The sequence below is a fragment of the Paenirhodobacter sp. genome (genome assembly GCF_050177655.1).
Lineage (GTDB): Bacteria > Pseudomonadota > Alphaproteobacteria > Rhodobacterales > Rhodobacteraceae > Rhodobacter.
Window position 1 is genome coordinate 1 of the sequence record NZ_JBFXGV010000062.1, and the last position, 16,649, is coordinate 16,649.

General features: G+C 67.6%; 19 protein-coding genes and 1 riboswitch. Of the genes, 6 read left to right on the forward strand and 13 right to left on the reverse strand.

What is annotated here, in order from left to right; genetic code table 11:
• Positions 1-6 precede the first annotated feature (6 nt).
• Together AB7U46_RS16285 and thiB are read right to left on the reverse strand one after the other, a co-directional pair.
• Positions 7-1,554: a thiamine/thiamine pyrophosphate ABC transporter permease ThiP gene (locus AB7U46_RS16285; protein WP_428338040.1), complete on the reverse strand. Its 1,548-nt coding sequence runs from the start codon at positions 1,552-1,554 to the stop codon at positions 7-9.
• Complete coding sequence (thiB, locus tag AB7U46_RS16290; protein WP_428338041.1) at positions 1,530-2,522, reverse strand: thiamine ABC transporter substrate binding subunit; 993 nt, start codon at positions 2,520-2,522, stop codon at positions 1,530-1,532. The genes AB7U46_RS16285 and thiB overlap by 25 nt, the downstream gene beginning before the upstream one ends.
• A gap of 36 nt (positions 2,523-2,558) precedes the next feature.
• Positions 2,559-2,659: riboswitch (TPP riboswitch) on the reverse strand.
• Between the two features lie 166 nt (positions 2,660-2,825).
• Here thiB and AB7U46_RS16295 point away from each other — a divergent pair.
• Positions 2,826-3,299, forward strand: coding sequence for a cytochrome b (locus AB7U46_RS16295; protein ID WP_428338042.1), 474 nt, complete (start codon positions 2,826-2,828; stop codon positions 3,297-3,299).
• A gap of 7 nt (positions 3,300-3,306) precedes the next feature.
• Here AB7U46_RS16295 and AB7U46_RS16300 read toward each other — a convergent pair whose 3' ends face one another.
• Positions 3,307-4,656 carry a dicarboxylate/amino acid:cation symporter gene (locus tag AB7U46_RS16300; RefSeq protein WP_428338043.1) on the reverse strand — a complete coding sequence of 450 codons (1,350 nt, stop codon included), beginning with the start codon at positions 4,654-4,656 and terminating at the stop codon, positions 3,307-3,309.
• A 151-nt stretch (positions 4,657-4,807) separates the two neighbouring features.
• Here AB7U46_RS16300 and aroC point away from each other — a divergent pair, with 151 nt between their 5' ends.
• Positions 4,808-5,908, forward strand: coding sequence for a chorismate synthase (aroC, locus tag AB7U46_RS16305; RefSeq protein WP_428338044.1), 1,101 nt, complete (start codon positions 4,808-4,810; stop codon positions 5,906-5,908).
• A gap of 16 nt (positions 5,909-5,924) precedes the next feature.
• Here aroC and AB7U46_RS16310 read toward each other — a convergent pair whose 3' ends face one another.
• Positions 5,925-6,521, reverse strand: coding sequence for a glutathione S-transferase family protein (locus AB7U46_RS16310; protein ID WP_428338045.1), 597 nt, complete (start codon positions 6,519-6,521; stop codon positions 5,925-5,927).
• 73 nt (positions 6,522-6,594) lie between these two features.
• Here AB7U46_RS16310 and AB7U46_RS16315 point away from each other — a divergent pair, with 73 nt between their 5' ends.
• From AB7U46_RS16315 to AB7U46_RS16325, 3 genes are all read left to right on the forward strand, one after another.
• On the forward strand, positions 6,595-7,284 hold the full coding sequence (locus tag AB7U46_RS16315; protein WP_428338047.1) for a helix-turn-helix transcriptional regulator: 690 nt from the start codon (positions 6,595-6,597) through the stop codon (positions 7,282-7,284).
• Positions 7,285-7,466: 182 nt separating this feature from the next.
• On the forward strand, positions 7,467-8,072 hold the full coding sequence (locus AB7U46_RS16320; protein WP_428338048.1) for a glutathione S-transferase family protein: 606 nt from the start codon (positions 7,467-7,469) through the stop codon (positions 8,070-8,072).
• Between the two features lie 123 nt (positions 8,073-8,195).
• Positions 8,196-8,822: a TetR/AcrR family transcriptional regulator gene (locus tag AB7U46_RS16325; RefSeq protein ID WP_428338049.1), complete on the forward strand. Its 627-nt coding sequence runs from the start codon at positions 8,196-8,198 to the stop codon at positions 8,820-8,822.
• On the opposite strand, the gene AB7U46_RS16330 is transcribed toward AB7U46_RS16325, so the two are convergent.
• The 6 genes from AB7U46_RS16330 to AB7U46_RS16355 all read right to left on the reverse strand — a co-directional run bounded on the left by AB7U46_RS16330 (position 8,819) and on the right by AB7U46_RS16355 (position 13,948).
• Positions 8,819-9,577, reverse strand: coding sequence for an NYN domain-containing protein (locus AB7U46_RS16330; protein ID WP_428338050.1), 759 nt, complete (start codon positions 9,575-9,577; stop codon positions 8,819-8,821). The two genes, AB7U46_RS16325 and AB7U46_RS16330, sit on opposite strands and share 4 nt — an antisense overlap.
• Positions 9,578-9,776: 199 nt before the next feature.
• Entirely contained in the window at positions 9,777-10,562 is a 786-nt protein-coding gene (locus AB7U46_RS16335; RefSeq protein WP_428338059.1) for a cytochrome c1, read from the reverse strand.
• Positions 10,563-10,576: 14 nt separating this feature from the next.
• Positions 10,577-11,890, reverse strand: coding sequence for a cytochrome b (petB, locus tag AB7U46_RS16340; RefSeq protein ID WP_428338051.1), 1,314 nt, complete (start codon positions 11,888-11,890; stop codon positions 10,577-10,579).
• A gap of 30 nt (positions 11,891-11,920) precedes the next feature.
• Positions 11,921-12,478 (reverse strand): ubiquinol-cytochrome c reductase iron-sulfur subunit, encoded by a 558-nt coding sequence (gene petA / locus AB7U46_RS16345; RefSeq protein ID WP_428338052.1) that lies wholly within the window; start codon positions 12,476-12,478, stop codon positions 11,921-11,923.
• 256 nt (positions 12,479-12,734) lie between these two features.
• Positions 12,735-13,448, reverse strand: coding sequence for a response regulator (locus tag AB7U46_RS16350; RefSeq protein WP_428338053.1), 714 nt, complete (start codon positions 13,446-13,448; stop codon positions 12,735-12,737).
• On the reverse strand, positions 13,448-13,948 hold the full coding sequence (locus tag AB7U46_RS16355; protein WP_428338054.1) for a MarR family winged helix-turn-helix transcriptional regulator: 501 nt from the start codon (positions 13,946-13,948) through the stop codon (positions 13,448-13,450). Before AB7U46_RS16355 ends, AB7U46_RS16350 begins: the two co-directional genes overlap by 1 nt.
• Positions 13,949-14,098: 150 nt before the next feature.
• Here AB7U46_RS16355 and AB7U46_RS16360 point away from each other — a divergent pair, with 150 nt between their 5' ends.
• On the forward strand, positions 14,099-14,968 hold the full coding sequence (locus AB7U46_RS16360) for a branched-chain amino acid aminotransferase (RefSeq protein WP_428338055.1): 870 nt from the start codon (positions 14,099-14,101) through the stop codon (positions 14,966-14,968).
• A 64-nt stretch (positions 14,969-15,032) separates the two neighbouring features.
• Here the strand turns inward: AB7U46_RS16360 and AB7U46_RS16365 are convergent, their stop codons facing one another.
• The 3 genes from AB7U46_RS16365 to AB7U46_RS16375 form a co-directional block, all read right to left on the reverse strand.
• Complete coding sequence (locus AB7U46_RS16365; protein ID WP_428338056.1) at positions 15,033-15,224, reverse strand: hypothetical protein; 192 nt, start codon at positions 15,222-15,224, stop codon at positions 15,033-15,035.
• Between the two features lie 134 nt (positions 15,225-15,358).
• The gene (locus AB7U46_RS16370) at positions 15,359-15,547 is read right to left on the reverse strand and encodes a hypothetical protein (protein ID WP_428338057.1); all 189 of its coding nucleotides are present in this window, start codon (positions 15,545-15,547) and stop codon (positions 15,359-15,361) included.
• Positions 15,548-15,634: 87 nt separating this feature from the next.
• The gene (locus tag AB7U46_RS16375) at positions 15,635-16,588 is read right to left on the reverse strand and encodes a DMT family transporter (protein WP_428338058.1); all 954 of its coding nucleotides are present in this window, start codon (positions 16,586-16,588) and stop codon (positions 15,635-15,637) included.
• Between the last annotated feature and the right edge of the window lie 61 nt (positions 16,589-16,649).

The following is a 16,649-nucleotide window of genomic DNA, read 5'->3' on the forward strand; positions in this document are numbered from 1 at the left end:
AGGAGCTTATCGAGGGTCAGCATGCTGTCCGATCCGGTCGAGCGCGAAGAAGAGCGCGAAGGTGAGGCCCATCAGCAGGCAGGCGGCGCCGGCGGCCTGATCCATCCGGTAGCTGCCCATCAGCTGATAAAGCGCGAGGGGGAGGGTCTGGATCCGGCCATCGGAGAAGAGCGTGATGACGCCGAGATCGCCCATCGAGAAGGCGGCGGCGAGGCCCGCGGAAAACCCGAGCGGCCGGGCGAGGCGCGGCAGGGTCAGGAGGCGCAGCCGGGCAAGGCCGCTCAGGTCGAGGGAGGCGGCGAGCCGGTCGTAATCGGCCTGCAGCACGCGGACCTCGGGGATCAGGAGGCGCACCGCGAAGGGCAGCGACAGCGCGGCATTGGTGAGCAGCGTCACCGGCAGCGCGAGCGCGGTCGGCCGCACGAACGGCTGCGCGATGAGGAAAAGCCCGGTGCCGAGTACGAGCGCCGAGGCGGTCATCGGCGCCATCGCCGCCGCCTCGGCCCAGCGCGCGCGGGGGGCGGCGAGGGCAAGCGGCAGGGCGAGGGCGAGGGTGAGCAGGGTCGCGCCGGTGGCGATGCCAAGCGAGGTGGCGGTGGCGCGCCAGACCGAAGGCGGCAGATCGGCCATCGCGGGCAGGCCGCGCGAAAGGATCGCGGCGAGCGGGGTGAGCAGGAAGAGGCTTGCGGCGATCAGCGCCAGCGCGTCGAGCGCGCGCGGGAGCGGGCCCGCGGGCAAGAGCCCCGGCGGCAGTGGCCGATCGAGCCCGGCGCCGAAGCTTTCGGGGAGCGCGATGCGCCAGCTCAGCGCCAGCGCGATCAGCGAGATCGCCACCTGCAGCGCGGCGAGCGCCGCGGCGCGGCCGAGATCGGCGTCGAAGCGGAAGGCCTGATAGATCGCGACCTCGATCGTCGTCGCCTGCGGGCCGCCGCCCAAGGTCAGCGCGATCGCGAAGGAGGTCAGGCAGACGAGGAAGATCGCGAGAAAGGCGCCGGGCAGCACCGCGCGCAGCATCGGGCGTTCGAGATGACGCGCGATCTCTGCCCCGCCGAAGCCGAGGCTCGCGGCAAGGCGCAGCCGCTCGGCCGGGATCGCCTGCCAGCCATGCAGCACCATCCGCACCGCCAGCGGCAGGTTGAAGAAGACATGGGCGAGGATGACGCCATGGGCGCCGTAGATCGTCACCCCGGGCAGGCCGATCGCGCCGAGCAGCGCGTTCACCGCGCCGCGCCGGCCGAAGACCGCGATCAGCCCCATCACCGCGACGATCGTCGGCAAAAGGAACGGCGCCCCCATCAGCGAGATGAGCGCCCCGCGCCCCGGGAACCGGCGCCGGTAGAGCGCGCGCGCGACCGGCACGGCGAGCGCGCAGGAGAAGAGCGCCGAGGCCGCGGCCTGCCAGAGCGTGAACCAGAGCGCCTCGAGATCGGCGGGGCCAAGCGCGGAAAGCCCCCCGGCGCGGAGCATCACCGCGCCGAGGGGGGCCAGCACCAGCGCGGCGACAAGCGCCGCGGCCAGTGCCGCCGGCATCATTTGCGGAAGGCCGCGCGCCATTCGTCAAGCGCCGGGCCACGCAGCGCCTCGGCCTCCGCCTCGCTGAAGGAGAGCGTCTTTTCCGGGCGGGGCAGGGTGGCGAAACCCTCGGGCAGGAAGTCGGGCTTCATGATCACCGGATAGGACCAGTTCGCCGTCGCGATCATGCCCTGGAAGTCGTCGGAAAGGACGTAATCCATGAATTTCTGCGCCAGTTCGGGCTGTTTCGAGGTTTTCAGCTGCGCCACGAGCTCGGTGTAGAGGTAATGTCCCTCGGGGAAGATCGCGGCGGCCTTGGTGTCGTCCTGCTCGGCAATGATGTGATAGGCGGGCGAGGTGGTGAAGCTCAGCACCATGTCCACCTCGCCATCGGTGAAGAGGCCGTAGGCGGTGGACCAGTCCTGCGTCACGGTCAGCACCTTCGGCGCGAGCTTGGCCCAGGCCTCGGCCGATTGGTCGCCATAGACCGCCTTCACCCAAAGCAGCAGCGCCAGCCCGGAAATGGAGGAACGCGGATCCTCGATCGCGATCTTGTAGGCATCGGCCGGGGCGTCGAGCAGCTCGGCGAAGGACTTCGGCGGATTTTTCAGCTTCGTCTTGTCATAGACGAAGGCGGTCTCCGACCAGTCGAAGGGGAGGAAAGTGTCGTCCTCCCATTTCACCGGCAGATCGAGGCGCGAGGTATCCTCGTTATGCGGCGCAAACAGGCCCGAGGCGCGGGCGCGCGCGGTGACGTCGGTGTTCAGCCCGATCGCGACATCGGCCTCGGTCTTCTCGCCCTCGAGCAGGATCCGCGGCAGCACGTCGCCCGCGACGAAGCGCAGATCGCAATCGCAGATCTGCTCGAAGCCGGTCTCGATCGCCGGGCCCGGACCCCATTCGGAGGTGAAGTAATCGGGGGCATAGACGGTGAGCACGGGCTTGTCCGCGGCCATCGCCATCGTGGCGACGGTGCCGAGCAGTCCCGCAAGCATCAGAGTTTTCTTCATTCTGGTCTCCAATGGCTTGACGGGCGGGGTCAGGCCGGAGAACCCGGATACCTTCCCTCCGCCGGTCTTAACCGGTTCAGGTTCGACGGGTTCGCTTGCGCATCTCAGCCCCTGACGGAGCACCCCGAGGTGGCACGCACCATAGCGCAGGGGCGCGCGCGCGCAAGGGGAAGGCGGGGCGGGGCGCGATCTGCGACAAAAACACTCGACTTACAGCCTTGCCTTTCCCGCCCCGGGGCGCGAAACGGGAGGTGGCTGGACAGATTGCAACAGACCGCCCGTCTGGCGGCAATGAGGTCGTCGATGCGCAGCCTTCCCCCCAGTTTCTCGCTCGCCCAGCGGCTCCTGCACTGGAGCATGGTGGCGCTGATCCTCACCAATCTCGCGCTGCCGCAGGCGATGGGCGGGGTGGGGCTCGAGATCGGCTTCCACCCCTCCGAGGCGCTGCATGTGGGCATCGGGTCTGCGGTGATCGCGCTGGCCGTGCTGCGGCTCCTGCTGCGGCTGAGCTTCGGCGTGCCGCCCGAGCCGATGGGGGCGCCCTGGTTCTTCCGGGTGCTCGCGCGCTTCGGCCAATGGGTGTTCTACGCGCTCTTCTTCGCGATGCCGCTGACCGGGATGCTCGGCTATTACGGCGGCAGCGAGATTGCGCGCTTTCTGCATGCCGATGTGCTGCGCCCGCTCTTCTGGCTTCTGATCGCGGTGCATGTGAGCCTCGCGCTCGCGCATCAGTTCCTGTGGAAGACCGACATGATGGGCAAGATCATCCGCGGCTGAGCCCGCCTCAGCGCGGCGCGGCGATCTTGGCCAGCTCCTTCTTTGCCCGCGGATTGATGTGCAGCGCGTCGCCTTCCTCCCCCGCCTTCGGATTGGCGAAGGTGCGCAGGTCGAGCGCCCCCTCGGAGCGCGCGACGATCGTCGTCACCACCGCGTCGCCGGTGACGTTGACGACGGTGCGCGCCATGTCCATCAGCCGGTCGACGCCGAGGATCAGCGCGATCCCCTCGATCGGCAGGCCGACCTCGGTGAGCACCATGGTCAGCATCACGGTGCCGACCCCGGGCACCCCGGCGGTGCCGATCGAGGCGAGCACCGCCATCACGATCACCCCGAGATAGCCCGAAAGCCCCGGCTCGATGCCGTAGACATGGGCGAGAAAGACGGTGGCGACGCCCTGCATGATCGCGGTGCCATCCATATTGATCGTGGCGCCGAAGGGCACGGTGAAGGCGGCGACGGGTTGGCTCACGCCGATCCGCTCGGTCACCGCGCGCAGCGTGACCGGGATCGTCGCGGTCGAGGAGGCGGTGGAAAAGGCGAAGACCTGCGCGGGGTGGATGTCGCGCAGGAAGATCAGCGGGTTCAGCCCGGAGAAGAGCTTCAGAAGCGCCATCTGCGTCACGAAGAGATGCACGGCGAGGGCAAGCAGCAGCGTGCCGACATAGGCGAGCACCGGCAGGAACAGCGCCGCGCCCTGCTCGGCGAAACTGCGCGCGATCAGGGCGAAGACGCCGATCGGGGCGAAGGTCATCACGATGGTGACGATCTTCATCATCACCTCGTTCATATAGGCCGCGGCGGCGACGAAGGGTTTCGAGCGCGCGCCGAGCATCAGCACCGCGATGCCGAGCACGATCGTGTAGAAGATGATCTGCAGCATCTCGCCCCCGGCGAAGGCGGCGATGGGGTTGTCGGGCACGATCGCGGCGAAGGTCTCCCAAAGCGAGGGGGCCTTGCCGTCGGTAAAGCCGTCGACCGGCGCGGTGCCGAGATCGAACCCCTCGCCCGGCGCGATGGCGAGGGCGATCAGGATCGCCGAGGAGATCGCGATCGCCGTGGTCAGCAGATAAAGGCCGAGCGCCTTGCCCCCGACCCGGCCGAGCGCGCCGATATCGCCGATCCCGGTGACCCCGCAGAGCAGCGAGAAGAAGACGAGCGGCACCACCAGCATCTTCAGCGCGTTGAGGAACATCGTGCCGAGCATCGCGAAGAGCCCCTCGACGAGCCAGCTCGACAGCCATTCCGTTCCCCAGGCCTCGAGCGCGAGGCCGCAGCCCGCGCCCGCGCCCATCGCGATCAGGATCTGCCCGGTGAGCGGCAGGCGCCTGCGCGGGGTCGTCGTCGGGGTCGTCATCCTCTTTCCTCCCGGTCTTTCGGGGCGCGGCCCACTGTGGCAGCTTGCGCCGCCCCCGCAAGGGGCAGGGCGTCGCATCGCGGCGGTTTGTCCGGGGGCGGATTGTTTTGCGGCCCGGCGCTTGCTAGAGCAACGGGAAAGGGAGGCGCCCATGTCCTACAACAGCTTCGGTCACATCTTCCGCGTCACCACCTGGGGGGAAAGCCACGGGCCCGCGCTGGGCGCGACCGTCGACGGCTGCCCGCCCGGCATCGAGATCTCCGAGGAGTTCATCCAGGTCTTCCTCGACCGCCGCCGCCCTGGCCAGTCGAAGATGACGACGCAGCGGCAGGAGCCGGACCGGGTGAAGATCCTCTCGGGCACCTTCGAGGGGCGCACGACGGGCACGCCGATCCAGCTGATGATCGAGAACACCGACCAGCGCAGCAAGGATTACGGCGAGATCGCGCGGCAGTTCCGCCCGGGCCATGCCGACATCACCTATCATCTGAAATACGGCATCCGTGATCCGCGCGGCGGCGGGCGCTCGAGCGCGCGCGAGACGGCGGCGCGGGTCGCGGCGGGGGGCGTCGCGCAGGCGGTGCTGCGCGCGCTGGTGCCGGGGCTGCGGATCACCGGCTACATGATCCAGATGGGCGCGAAACACATCTCGCGCGAGCGTTTCGACCGCGAGGAGATCCTGCGCAACCCGTTCTTCATCCCCGATGCCGAGGCGGTGGCGGAATGGAGCGATTACCTCGAGGCGATCCGCAAGCAGCAGAATTCGGTCGGCGCGGTGATCGAGCTGGTGGCCGAGGGCGTGCCCCCGGGCCTCGGCGCGCCGATCTATGCGAAGATGGACAGCGATCTGGCCGCGGCGATGATGACGATCAACGCGGTGAAGGCGGTCGAGATCGGCGAGGGGATGGCGGCGGGCGCCCTGATGGGCACCGAAAACGCCGACGAGATCGTGATGGGCCCGAACGGCCCCGAGTTCCTGACCAACCACGCCGGCGGCATTCTTGGCGGCATCACCACGGGCCAGCCGGTCGTGCTGCGCTTCTCGGTCAAGCCGACCTCCTCGATCCTGACGCCGCGCCGCTCGATCAACACCGCGGGCGAGGCGGTCGAGGTCGTGACCAAGGGGCGCCACGACCCCTGCGTCGGCATCCGCGCGGTGCCCGTCGCCGAGGCGATGATGGCCTGCGTGCTGCTCGACCATCTGCTCCTCGACCGGGCGCAGACCGGCGGGGTGCGCGGCGAGATCGGCTGATCCCGCCGCGACGTCCTCAGGCGTCGTCTCGCTGTTTCGCCCAGAGCGCCGAGGGGCGCTCGCCCGCGCGCGCGACCCAGTCGCGCACCACGGGATGGTCGGGGCAAAGCTCGGGGAACCACAGGAAGGGCGAGGCGATCAGAAGATCCGCCGCCGAGTAGCTCTCGCCCAGAAGCCAGGGGCCTTGCGAAAGCGCGGCGGTGAGGGCTTCGGTGATCTCGGGCAGGCCGCGGAAGGTGGCCTGCAGGCGCGGATTGTCGAGCCCCAGCATGTTCAGCACGAAGACCGGCTCGATCACGCCCTGATAATAGGCCATCCAGCTCAGGAACGCGCCGCGCCCCTCCTCGCCCGGCATCGGGGCCATGCCCGCATCGGGGAAGATCTCGCACAGATAGGTGAAGATCGCGCCGCGTTCGCGCACCGTGTCCGCCCCGTTCGTCAGAAAGGGCACCTTGCCCTCCGGGTGCGGGTTCGCCGGATCGCGCGCGCCCGAGCCGTCGGCGCGGGGGATCTCGACGCGGCGGATCGTGACCTTTTCCTCGGCGCCGAGCTCGCGCAGAAGCGCGAGCACCGAGGTCGAGCGGGAGTTCGGGGAGTGGTAGAGGGTGATCATCGTAGGTCTCCTGACTGGATCTGACAGCAGCATCCTGCCAGAGTGCTCCTGTCAGAAGCTGTCAGGATCTCCGATGTCCCGCTCCGATCGCCTGTTTCGCCTGCTCGATGCGATGCGGCGCCTGCCCGCGCCGCTCACCGCCGCGCGGCTGGCGGAGGAGACGGGCGTTTCCGAGCGCACGCTTTATCGCGATATCGAGGCGCTGCGCGCGGGCGGCGCGCGGATCGAGGGGGAGGCGGGTTATGGCTATACGCTGGCCGAGGATCCGGCGCTGCCGCCGCAGAATCTGACGCGGCTGGAGATCGAGGCGCTGACGCTCGGCATCGCCGAGCTGCGCCATCTCGGCGATCCGGCGCTTGCCCGGGCGGGGGAGATGGCGCTCGCCAAGATCACCGCTACGCTGCCCGAGACGCGGGCGCATCAGGCCGCGCATGCGGTGCTCTCCTCCTACCGGTTCGAGCGCCGCGCCTCGGCGCCGGTCGATCTCGAGGTGATCCGCGCCGCCTGCTGGGAGGAGCGCGCGCTCGATCTGCGCTATCGCGACGCGGGCGGGGCGGAGACGGCGCGGCGGATCTGGCCGCTCGGCCTCGTCTATCTCGACCGCGAGCTGATGCTGCTCGCCTGGTGCGGATTGCGCCAGGATTTCCGCAAGTTCATCGTCGCGCGGATGGTCGCGATCGCCCCGGCCGACGAAAGCTTTCGCCCGCGCCGGGTGGCGCTTTTGCGCGCCTTCACCCGCGCGCTGACGGCGGGGCGCTGCTGAGGTTTCGCATTGCGCAAGATAATTGCGCGCAATTTCTGCACTCTGCTGCGAAGCTGAGCCAAATCAAGTTGCGCGACGTGCGGCTGTGCTAGACGATGCGCAAGACCGGTCGCCCCCGTGGCGCCCGGCTCGATCCACGCGGCGGGGCCCCCGCCGTCATTATCGGCTCAGGAGGTTCTCTGATGATCACCCTCTACCATTCCCCGAATTCGCGCTCCACGGGCGTGCTCGCGCTGCTGATCGAGCTCGGCGCGCTCAACAAGGTCGCGATCAAGCAGGTCGACATTGCCCGCGCCGACGGTTCGGGCGCGCGCGATGCGGCGAACCCGCATCCCGAGGGCAAGGTGCCCTTCCTCACCGACGGTGAGGACACGGTGCGCGAGCGTTCGGCGATCTTCACCTACCTGTGCGAGAAATTCCCGGAAGCGAAGCTCGCCCCGATGCCGGGCGAGGCGAAGCGCGGCCAGTTCCTGAGCTGGATGGCCTATTATCAGGGCGTCGTCGAGCCGGTGCGCGTGGCGAAATACATCGACATCGACCACCCCGCCTTCCACGCGACCTTCCGCGGCCTCGAGGAAATCGGCGCGACGCTCGCCACCGCGCTCGAGGGCGGGCCCTGGCTGCTTGGCGACAAATATTCCGCGGCCGATCTGCTGATGGCCTCGGTCTTCCTGTGGCGGCCCGATTTCATCCCGGAAATCGCTTCGGTGAAGGATTGGGTCGCGCGCTGCGCGGAACATCCCTCGACGAAGAAGGCGCAGGAACTCGACGCCGCCTTCGGGGCCTGATCGCCGCGCATCGCACGGACGGGCCGGGGGGCGGAGCGCCTCCCGGCCCGTTGCGTTCCGGCGGCGGTGCCTTGCGGCGACTGAACCGCACGGTTTAAGGTGGAACGGAACGGGGGACGCAGGATGACCGAGGCGAAAGCGACGATCCGCAAGGGGCGGAAATTCGATCAGGTGCTCGACGGCGCGCGGCAGGTGTTCCTGCGCGACGGGTTCGAGGGCGCCTCGGTCGACGATATCGCGCGGGCGGCGGGGGTGTCGAAAGCCACGCTTTACAGCTATTTCCCCGACAAGCGGCTGTTGTTCATGGCGGTGGCGCAGGGCGAATGCGAGCGCCAGGCCGATGAGGCGGTCGAGCTTGTCAACGCCGCCGAAATGCCGGTCGCGACCGTGCTTTCCCTAGCCGCGGCGCGCTTCATCGACTATATCACCTCCGATTTCGGGCTGCAGACCTACCGGCTCTGCGTGGCCGAGAGCGACCGTTTCCCGCAGCTCGGCGAGGATTTCTACCGCTCCGGTCCCGAGCTCGTGCACAGCCGCGTCACCGCCTATCTGCGCAAGGCGACCGAGCGCGGGGCGCTGGTGATCGAGGATATCGACCTCGCCGCGGACCAGTTTCTCGAGCTGTGCAAGGTCGGCATCCATTGCCGGCTGCTTTGCGGTGTCGACTGCAAGGGCAATACATACGACCGCAAGCGGGTGATCGACGGCGCGGTCGAGATGTTCCTGGCGCGCTATGGCGCGAAGGGCTAGGCCTTGTCGCGCACCATCAGGTGGTTGCGCTCGCGTTTCACCTCGAAGCGGCCGGTGCGTTCGAGCAGGTCGGAGAGCTTCGCATAGCCATAGGTGCGGCTGTCGAAATCCGGGTTCGCCTGGGTGATGAACTGACCGAGCTGGCCGAGCGAATACCATTCCTCTTCCGAACCGATCCGCTTCATCGCCGCAACGATCAGCGGGATCGCCTTGGTGGGGGGCTGCGGCCCGGTCGCGGCGGGGGCGTCGGGCGCCGGGTCGTTCGGCTGCGGCGCCGCCTCGGGTTCGGGGCGCGCGGCGGCGGGGGCGGTCTCCGCGCCGAGGTTCTCGACATAGATGAAGCGCTTGCAGGCGTTGCGGAAGGCCTCGGGCGTCTTCTTCTCGCCCATGCCGTAGACGTCGAGCCCCTGTTCGCGGATGCGCGCGGCCAGCCGGGTGAAATCGCTGTCCGAGGAGACCAGCACGAAGGCATCGAACAGGCCCGAATGCAGGAAATCCATCGCCGCGATCACGAGGCCGATGTCGGAGGCGTTCTTGCCCTTGGTATTGGCGAATTGCTGATCGGCGACCATGCCGAGCGCGTTGACCTTGCGCGCCCAGCCGGCCAGCCGCACTGCCGACCAGTCGCCGTAGATGCGCCGCACCGAGGCCTCGCCAAGCCCGGCGATCTCCTCGAAGATCGCCTCGGCATAGCCCGAGGGCACGTTGTCGGCGTCGATCAGCACGCAAAGGCGCGGGGCACGGGTCTCGGGCATCTGGGTCTCCTTTGTCCCGACCCTAGGCGAAGCCGGCCGCGGCGGCCATCGCAAAGCGCGCGCCGCCCCCCGCTTCGTTTCTACAGAGCCAAAATATCCCGGGGGAGGCGCAGCCGGGGGCAGCGCCCCCTCCGCCGCCCCCAAAGGAAAACGCGCCCCGGGGGGGCGCGTTTCATGTCCTTGACGATCCGTCAGGCGATCAGTGCTTGCCCTTGTGGGGCGCCCAGATCCGCTTGTTGGTGAGGTAAAGCAGAACCGTCAGCAGGCCGAGCATGATCACGGCGGTGAAGCCCATGTCCTTGCGCGCCATCATCTTCGGTTCGGCCGCCCACATCAGGAAGGTCGCGACGTCTTCCGACATCTGCTCGACCGTCGCCGGGGTGCCGTCCTCGTATTCCACGAGGTCGTCCGAGAGCGGCGGCGGCATCTTGATCCAGCCGGTCGAGAAGATGTGGTTCTCGTAGAAGGTGTTGCCAGCCTCTTCCTTTTCCTCGCCGGTGAAGCCGTTCAGCAGGGCGTGGATGTATTCCGGGCCGCCGATGCCGTTGAACAGCTGCGCGATGCCGGTGCCGTAGGGGCCGTGGAAGCCCGCACGCGCCTTCGCCATCAGGCTGAGATCCGGGCCCATGCCGTCACCGGTGCGGATCGGGAAGTGGTCGGTCTCCTTGCGCGGACGCTCCTCGCCGGTGTCCGGGTCGACCACCGGGTCGAGATCGGCGGCAAAGGTGCGCACCCAGGTCGGGTCCATTTCCGGGCCGCCGGGATCGGACAGCGTGCGGATCGGGACGTATTTCAGACCGTGGCAGGCCGAGCAGACTTCCTTGTAGACCTGGAAGCCGCGGCGGAGCTGCTGCTGGTCGAAGCGACCGAAGGGGCCTTCGAAGGAGAAGGCGAAGTCCGGCACGTTGCCGCCTTCCGAGGCCATCGCCGAACCGGCGCCCAGCACCAGAGCGGAAACGGCAGAGATCAGGAGTTTCTTCATGATTCCAGTCCTCATCCTTACTCAGCCGGCGTGCCGTAGTGGCTCTTGAAGTCTTCTTCGATCGTCGCCGGCATCGGCAGCGGCTTCTCGAACAGGCCGAGCAGCGGCAGGATCACGAAGAAATAGGCGAACCAGTAGGTCGCACCGATCAGCGAGATATAGGGATAGATCCCGTCGGTCGGCATCGCACCCACCCACATCAGCACGACGAAGTCGATCACGAGCAGGCGGAACCACCATTTGAACATCGGGCGATAGGCGCCCGAACGGACCTTGGAGGTATCGAGCCAGGGCGCGAGCGCCATCGCGATGATCGCGCCGAACATGGCGAGCACGCCGAAGAACTTCGCGTCGACGATGCCGAAGGTGATCTTGTTCACCAGGATCACCGCCCAGACGTCGGCGGTGAAGGCGCGCAGGATCGCGTAGAACGGCAGGAAGTACCATTCGGGCACGATATGCGCGGGCGTCGAGAGCGGGTTCGCCTCGGTGTAGTTGTCCGGGTGGCCGAGGTAGTTCGGCATGAAGCCCACCACCGCGAAGAAGATCGTGAGCACGAGGGCCAGCGCGAACAGATCCTTGATCACGAAATAGGGCCAGAAGGGCAGGGTGTCCTTCTCGGCCTCGGCCTTGGAGCCGCGGCGCACTTCGACACCGGTCGGGTTGTTGTTGCCCGTGGTGTGGAAGGCCCAGATGTGAACGGCGACGAGCGCGGCGATCACGAAGGGCAGCAGGTAGTGCAGCGAGAAGAAGCGGTTCAGCGTCGCGTTGTCGACCGCCGGCCCGCCGAGCAGCCAGGCCTGGATATGCGGCCCGATGCCGGGGATCGCGCCGAAGAGACCGGTGATCACCGTGGCCCCCCAGAACGACATCTGGCCCCAGGGCAGCACGTAGCCCATGAAGGCGGTGCCCATCATGCACAGGTAGATGATCATGCCGACGATCCAGGTCACTTCGCGGGGCGCCTTGTAGGAGCCGTAGAACAGGCCGCGGAAGATGTGGATATAGACGGCGAAGAAGAACAGCGAGGCGCCGTTCGCATGGACGTAACGCAGCGCGTAGCCGCCGTTCACGTCGCGCATGATGTGCTCGACCGAAGCGAAGGCGAGCGAGACATGCGGGGTGTAGTGCATCACCAGCACGATGCCGGTGACGATCTGAAGCACGAGGCAGAATGCGAGGACGATGCCCCAGATCCACCACCAGTTGAGGTTCTTCGGCGTGGGGATCATGATCGTGTCATAGATCAGCGCCACGACGGGCAGACGCTCGTGCAGCCATTTCTCGATGCCCGTCTTGGGCTCGTAATGGTCGTGAGGAATTCCAGCCATATTGTTCTGTCCCTTTTGCGTCCCGAGCTCTTAGCCGAGCTTGATCGTGGTGTCGTCGGTGAAGGCCGCGATCGGAATGTCGAGGTTGCGCGGCGCGGGGCCCTTGCGGATGCGGCCGGCCGAGTCGTAGTGCGAGCCGTGGCAGGGGCAGAACCAGCCACCGAAGTCACCGGCATTGCCGAGCGGCACGCAGCCGAGGTGGGTGCAGACACCCATCATCACCAGCCATTCGCCGGCCTCGTCGAGGGTGCGGTTCTGGTCCGAGGCGTCGGTGCCCGGCTTGTTGGCGTTTTCCGAGGTCTGGTCGGTCAGCGTCGTGATGTCGACCGAACGGGCGAGGTCGATGTCTTCCTGGGTGCGGCGGCGGATGAACACCGGCTTGCCGCGCCATTTCACGGTCAGCTGGGTGCCGGTCTCGATGCCCGAGATGTCGACGTAGATCGAGGACATCGCCTTGACGTCGGCCGAAGCGTTCATCTGGTTCACCAGCGGCCAGACGGCCATGCCGGTGACCACGGCGCCGGTTCCGGCGGTTGCGTAGTAGAGGAAATCCCTCCGGGTGCCTGCGTGATCTTCTGCGTGGGACACGAATCTTCTCCCTTCCGGGGCCTCGGATGAGGCCGATACGACGTGCCGGGCCGCACGAAAGTGCCGCCAAACATGGCGGTTCTTTAGCAATCGCGCCCCAATCCGTCCAGAAGACATTCGCGCGCAGCACCTCGGAAATGCGCTGCCGTGGCAAGGATTTCGCTTGCGTGCCGCAGAAGGTGGCAGGGCCGGGCGCGGCGGCGCCGGGCGGCGGCATTCCGTTACCGCTCGCAGCGGGGCGGCGCGGGAATCGGTCTCAGTCGGGGGCGAGCATGTAGCCCAGCCCGCGCACCGTCTGCAGGTAGCGCGGCTCGCGCGGGTCGGGTTCGATCTTGCGGCGCAGGCGCGTGATCTGAACGTCGACGGCGCGGTCGCCCGCGGCCTCCTCGGGGGGCGCGGCGCGGTCGCGGCCAAGCTCCTCGACGAGGTCGGTGCGGCTCACCACCTCGCCCGCGCGGGCGGCGAAGATCCGCATCAGCTGCACCTCGGTCGCGGTGAGCCGCACCGGGGTCTCCCCCTGCCAGAGCTCGCCGCGGTCCTGGTCGTAGCGCAGCGGGCCGAGGGTGATGTATTTCGGCCCGGTCTGCACCGCCGCCGGCACCCGGCGCAGGATCGCGTTGATCCGCAGCAGGAGCTCCTTCGGCTCGAAGGGTTTCGCGAGGTAGTCGTCGGCGCCGGCCTCGAGCCCCTCGATCCGCTCGCGGGTCTCGCCACGCGCGGTGAGGAGCAGGATCGGCGTTGCCACCCGATGCGCGCGCAGATCGCGCGTCAGGCTCAGCCCGTCCTCGCCCGGCATCATCACGTCGAGCACGATCAGATTGAACTCGAGCCCCGCGAGCAGCCGGCGCGCATGCGCCGCGTCGCGTGCGGCGGTGACGAGAAAGCCGTTGCGCATCAGGAACTTCTGCAAAAGCCCCCGGATCCGTTCGTCATCGTCGACGATCAGCAGATGCGGTTCGCCGGCGCCCATCAGGCGGTGTCCTTCAGCATCTGGTAATGGCGGCGCATCTCGGGATCCATCATCGCCTCGAGCACCTGGCGAAAGCCCGCGACCGCCTGCGGCCCGGCCGCGCGATAGGCCAGGCGCATCCGTTCGCGCTGCGCGCCCGACAGCTCGCGCTCGAGCGTGTTGCCCGCCTCGGTCAGGTAGAGATGCCGCTCGCGCTTGTCGCGCTTGCCGACGCGGTTCTCGACCAGACCGTCCTCGATCAGCGTGCGCAACACCCGGTTGAGCGACTGTTTCGTCACGCCGAGCACGGAAAGCAGCGTCGTCACCGTGAGCCCCGGCTCGCGGTTGATGAAATGGATCGCGCGGTGATGGGCGCGGCCATAGCCGTGCTTGTCGAGGATCCGGTCGGGATCGGCGGTGAAGCCGCGATAGGCGAAGAACATCGCCTCGATCCCCTTGCGCAGCTGTTCGTCGGTCAGAAACAGCAGGGTCTCACCCCCTGCCACCCCGGTATCGGCCATGATCCCACCTCTCTTTTCCCGGTTTTACGTCAGCCTTGTTGACTTTCCAAGAATCAATTGTTACCGAGGTGCAGATTTTACGCAATATTATGTCCGAAACGGACGTTTACTGCGCAATATTCGAAAACTCGGGTTCCGAAGGAGGGTGACATGACCGGGGCTTACGACGATCGCGACGGCTGGATCTGGATGGACGGCAAGCTGGTGCCGTGGCGCGAGGCGAATGTTCACGTTCTCACCCATGCGCTGCATTACGCCTCCTCGGTCTTCGAGGGCGAGCGCTGCTACAACGGCAAGATCTTCAAGGGCGTGGAGCATTCGAAACGCCTGCGGCATTCGGCGCAGCTGCTCGACATGGAGATCCCGTATTCGGTCGAGGAGATCGAGAAGGCGAAATACGACATGCTGAAGGCGAACGGCTGGACCGACGCCTATGTGCGCCCGCTCGCCTTCCGTGGCGCGGGCGAGGAGATGGGCGTGTCGGCGGTGAAGAACCCGGTGCGGCTCGTCGTGGCGGGCTGGGAATGGGGCGCCTATTACGGCGACGCGAAGACCAAGGGCGCGAAACTCGACATCGCGCAATGGAAGCGCCCTTCGCCCGAGACGATCCCCTCGGCGGCGAAGGCGGCCGGGCTCTACATGATCTGCACGATGTCGAAACACGCCGCGCAGGCGAAGGGCTGCTCGGATGCGCTCTTCTTCGACTATCGCGGCTATGTGGCCGAGGCGACCGGCGCGAATATCTTCTTCGTCAAGGAGGGCGAGGTCCACACCCCGCTGCCGGACGCGATCCTCAACGGCATCACCCGGCAGACGGTGATCGGCCTGCTGAAGGAAAAGGGCATCCGCGTCTGGGAGCGCCATATCGAGCCCTATGAGATGGAGGGCTTCGAGCAGTGCTTCCTGACCGGCACCGCCGCCGAGGTGACCCCGGTGGGTGAGATCGGCCCCTACAGTTTCGAGGTCGGCGCGCTGACGCAGGAGGTCGCCGCGACCTATGAGAAACTCGTCCGCAGCTGAGCGGCGGGGCGTAAACGACGAAGGCGCGCCCCGGGGCGCGCCTTTTGCATTCGGGTGGGAGCGCTCAGGCCTCGACCACGTTTTCCCGTTCGACCCGCAGGAACTCGGAGATCTTGCGCGCGCTGCGCGCCTGCGGGCGCTGGTTCAGTTCGCGGATCGCCGGATGCACGCCTTCCTTGCGGGCGAGATCGAGGAAATGCTTCATCCGCGGCCCCTCGGCCTGCGGCGCCGCGTGATCAATGAGATGACGGGTCATGTCTGCCTCCTTCAGATGACGGTGCGCAACCCTAGCACGAAATCGCGCGGGAGGCGACCGCGTTGAAAAAAAGGCGCACCGCGGCGCGCCTTCGACTTTCCCCGTCGGACCTCGGCCCGGGCTGTCCCGCCCGTTCAGCCTTCGACCAGTTCGTCACGGTCGATGCGCAGCACTTCGCTGACCTTGCGGGCCAGACGCTCGCCGGGGCGACGGCCGGGGTCGAGCTCGATGTGATGCATGCCCTCCTTGCGGGCGAGGTCGAGGAAATGTTTCACGCGCACGGTCGTGTCACTGGTGGCGTGGACGGTAACATGTTCCATCATGGCAGCCTCCTGCTTCCTGTCGGTGCGCCATAATTACCACGATTCGCGCGGCGGTTGTCTGCGCGATATGACGCAGCTGCAGCAAATTCAGCCCTGCGGCGTCATCGCCTTGCGCTGCCTCTCGCGGCGCAGGCCCAGCTGATGCTCGCGCCAGATGATCAGCACGCCGGCAAGGATGATAAGCGCCGCGCCGCCGAGCATGGGCCAGGTCGGCACCTCGGCAAAGACGAAATAGCCGATGCCGAGAGCAAAGATCATCGAGGTATAGTCGAAGGGCGCGACGATCGAGGCATCGGCGAAGCGGTAGGAGGAGGTCAGCAGGATCTGCCCGAGACCGCCAAGCAGCCCCGCGGTGACGAGGATCGCGGCCTCGCCCGGCGTCGGCAGCACCCAGCCGAAGGGCACGGTGATGAGGGAGAGCCCCGTCGAGGTCATGGTGAACCAGAACACGATCGCCGAGGTGCGCTCGGTCGCGACCATCTTGCGCACGAAGACCTGGGCGATCGCGGCGAAGGTCGCCCCCATCAGCGTCACCACCGCGCCGAGTGCGGCGGCGGGGTCGCGCCCCTCGAAGGAGCCGAGCCGCGGCCAGAGCACGATCATCACCCCGATCAGGCCGAGCGCCACCGCACTGAGGCGAAAGGCGCGGACCTGCTCGCCGAGAAACATCGCGGCGAAGATCACGACGAGCAGCGGCGAGGCATAGCCGAGCGCCGTGACCTCGGGCAGCGGCAGGAAGGCGAGGCCGGCAAAGCCGAGCCCCATCGCCATCGTCCCCGCGACGCCGCGCCAGACATGGCCGAGCGGGTTCTGCACGCGCAGCCCGCTCGAGAGTTCGCGCCGCCAGGCGAGCCAGCCGAGGATCACCGGGATCGCGCAGAAGGAGCGGAAGAACACCGACTCGCCCGCGGGGACATGGTCCGAGGTCGCCTTGATCAGCGAGGACATCACGATGAAGACGAGCACGGAGGAGACCTTGAGCGCGATCCCCCTGGCGGGGGCGTGCTGGAGCGTCGAGGGCGGGGGGGAGGGCGCGCGCATTGCGCCAGACTAGCGCGCGGGGCGGCGAATAAAAGCGCGAAAGCGCCTAGCGCGCGAGGCG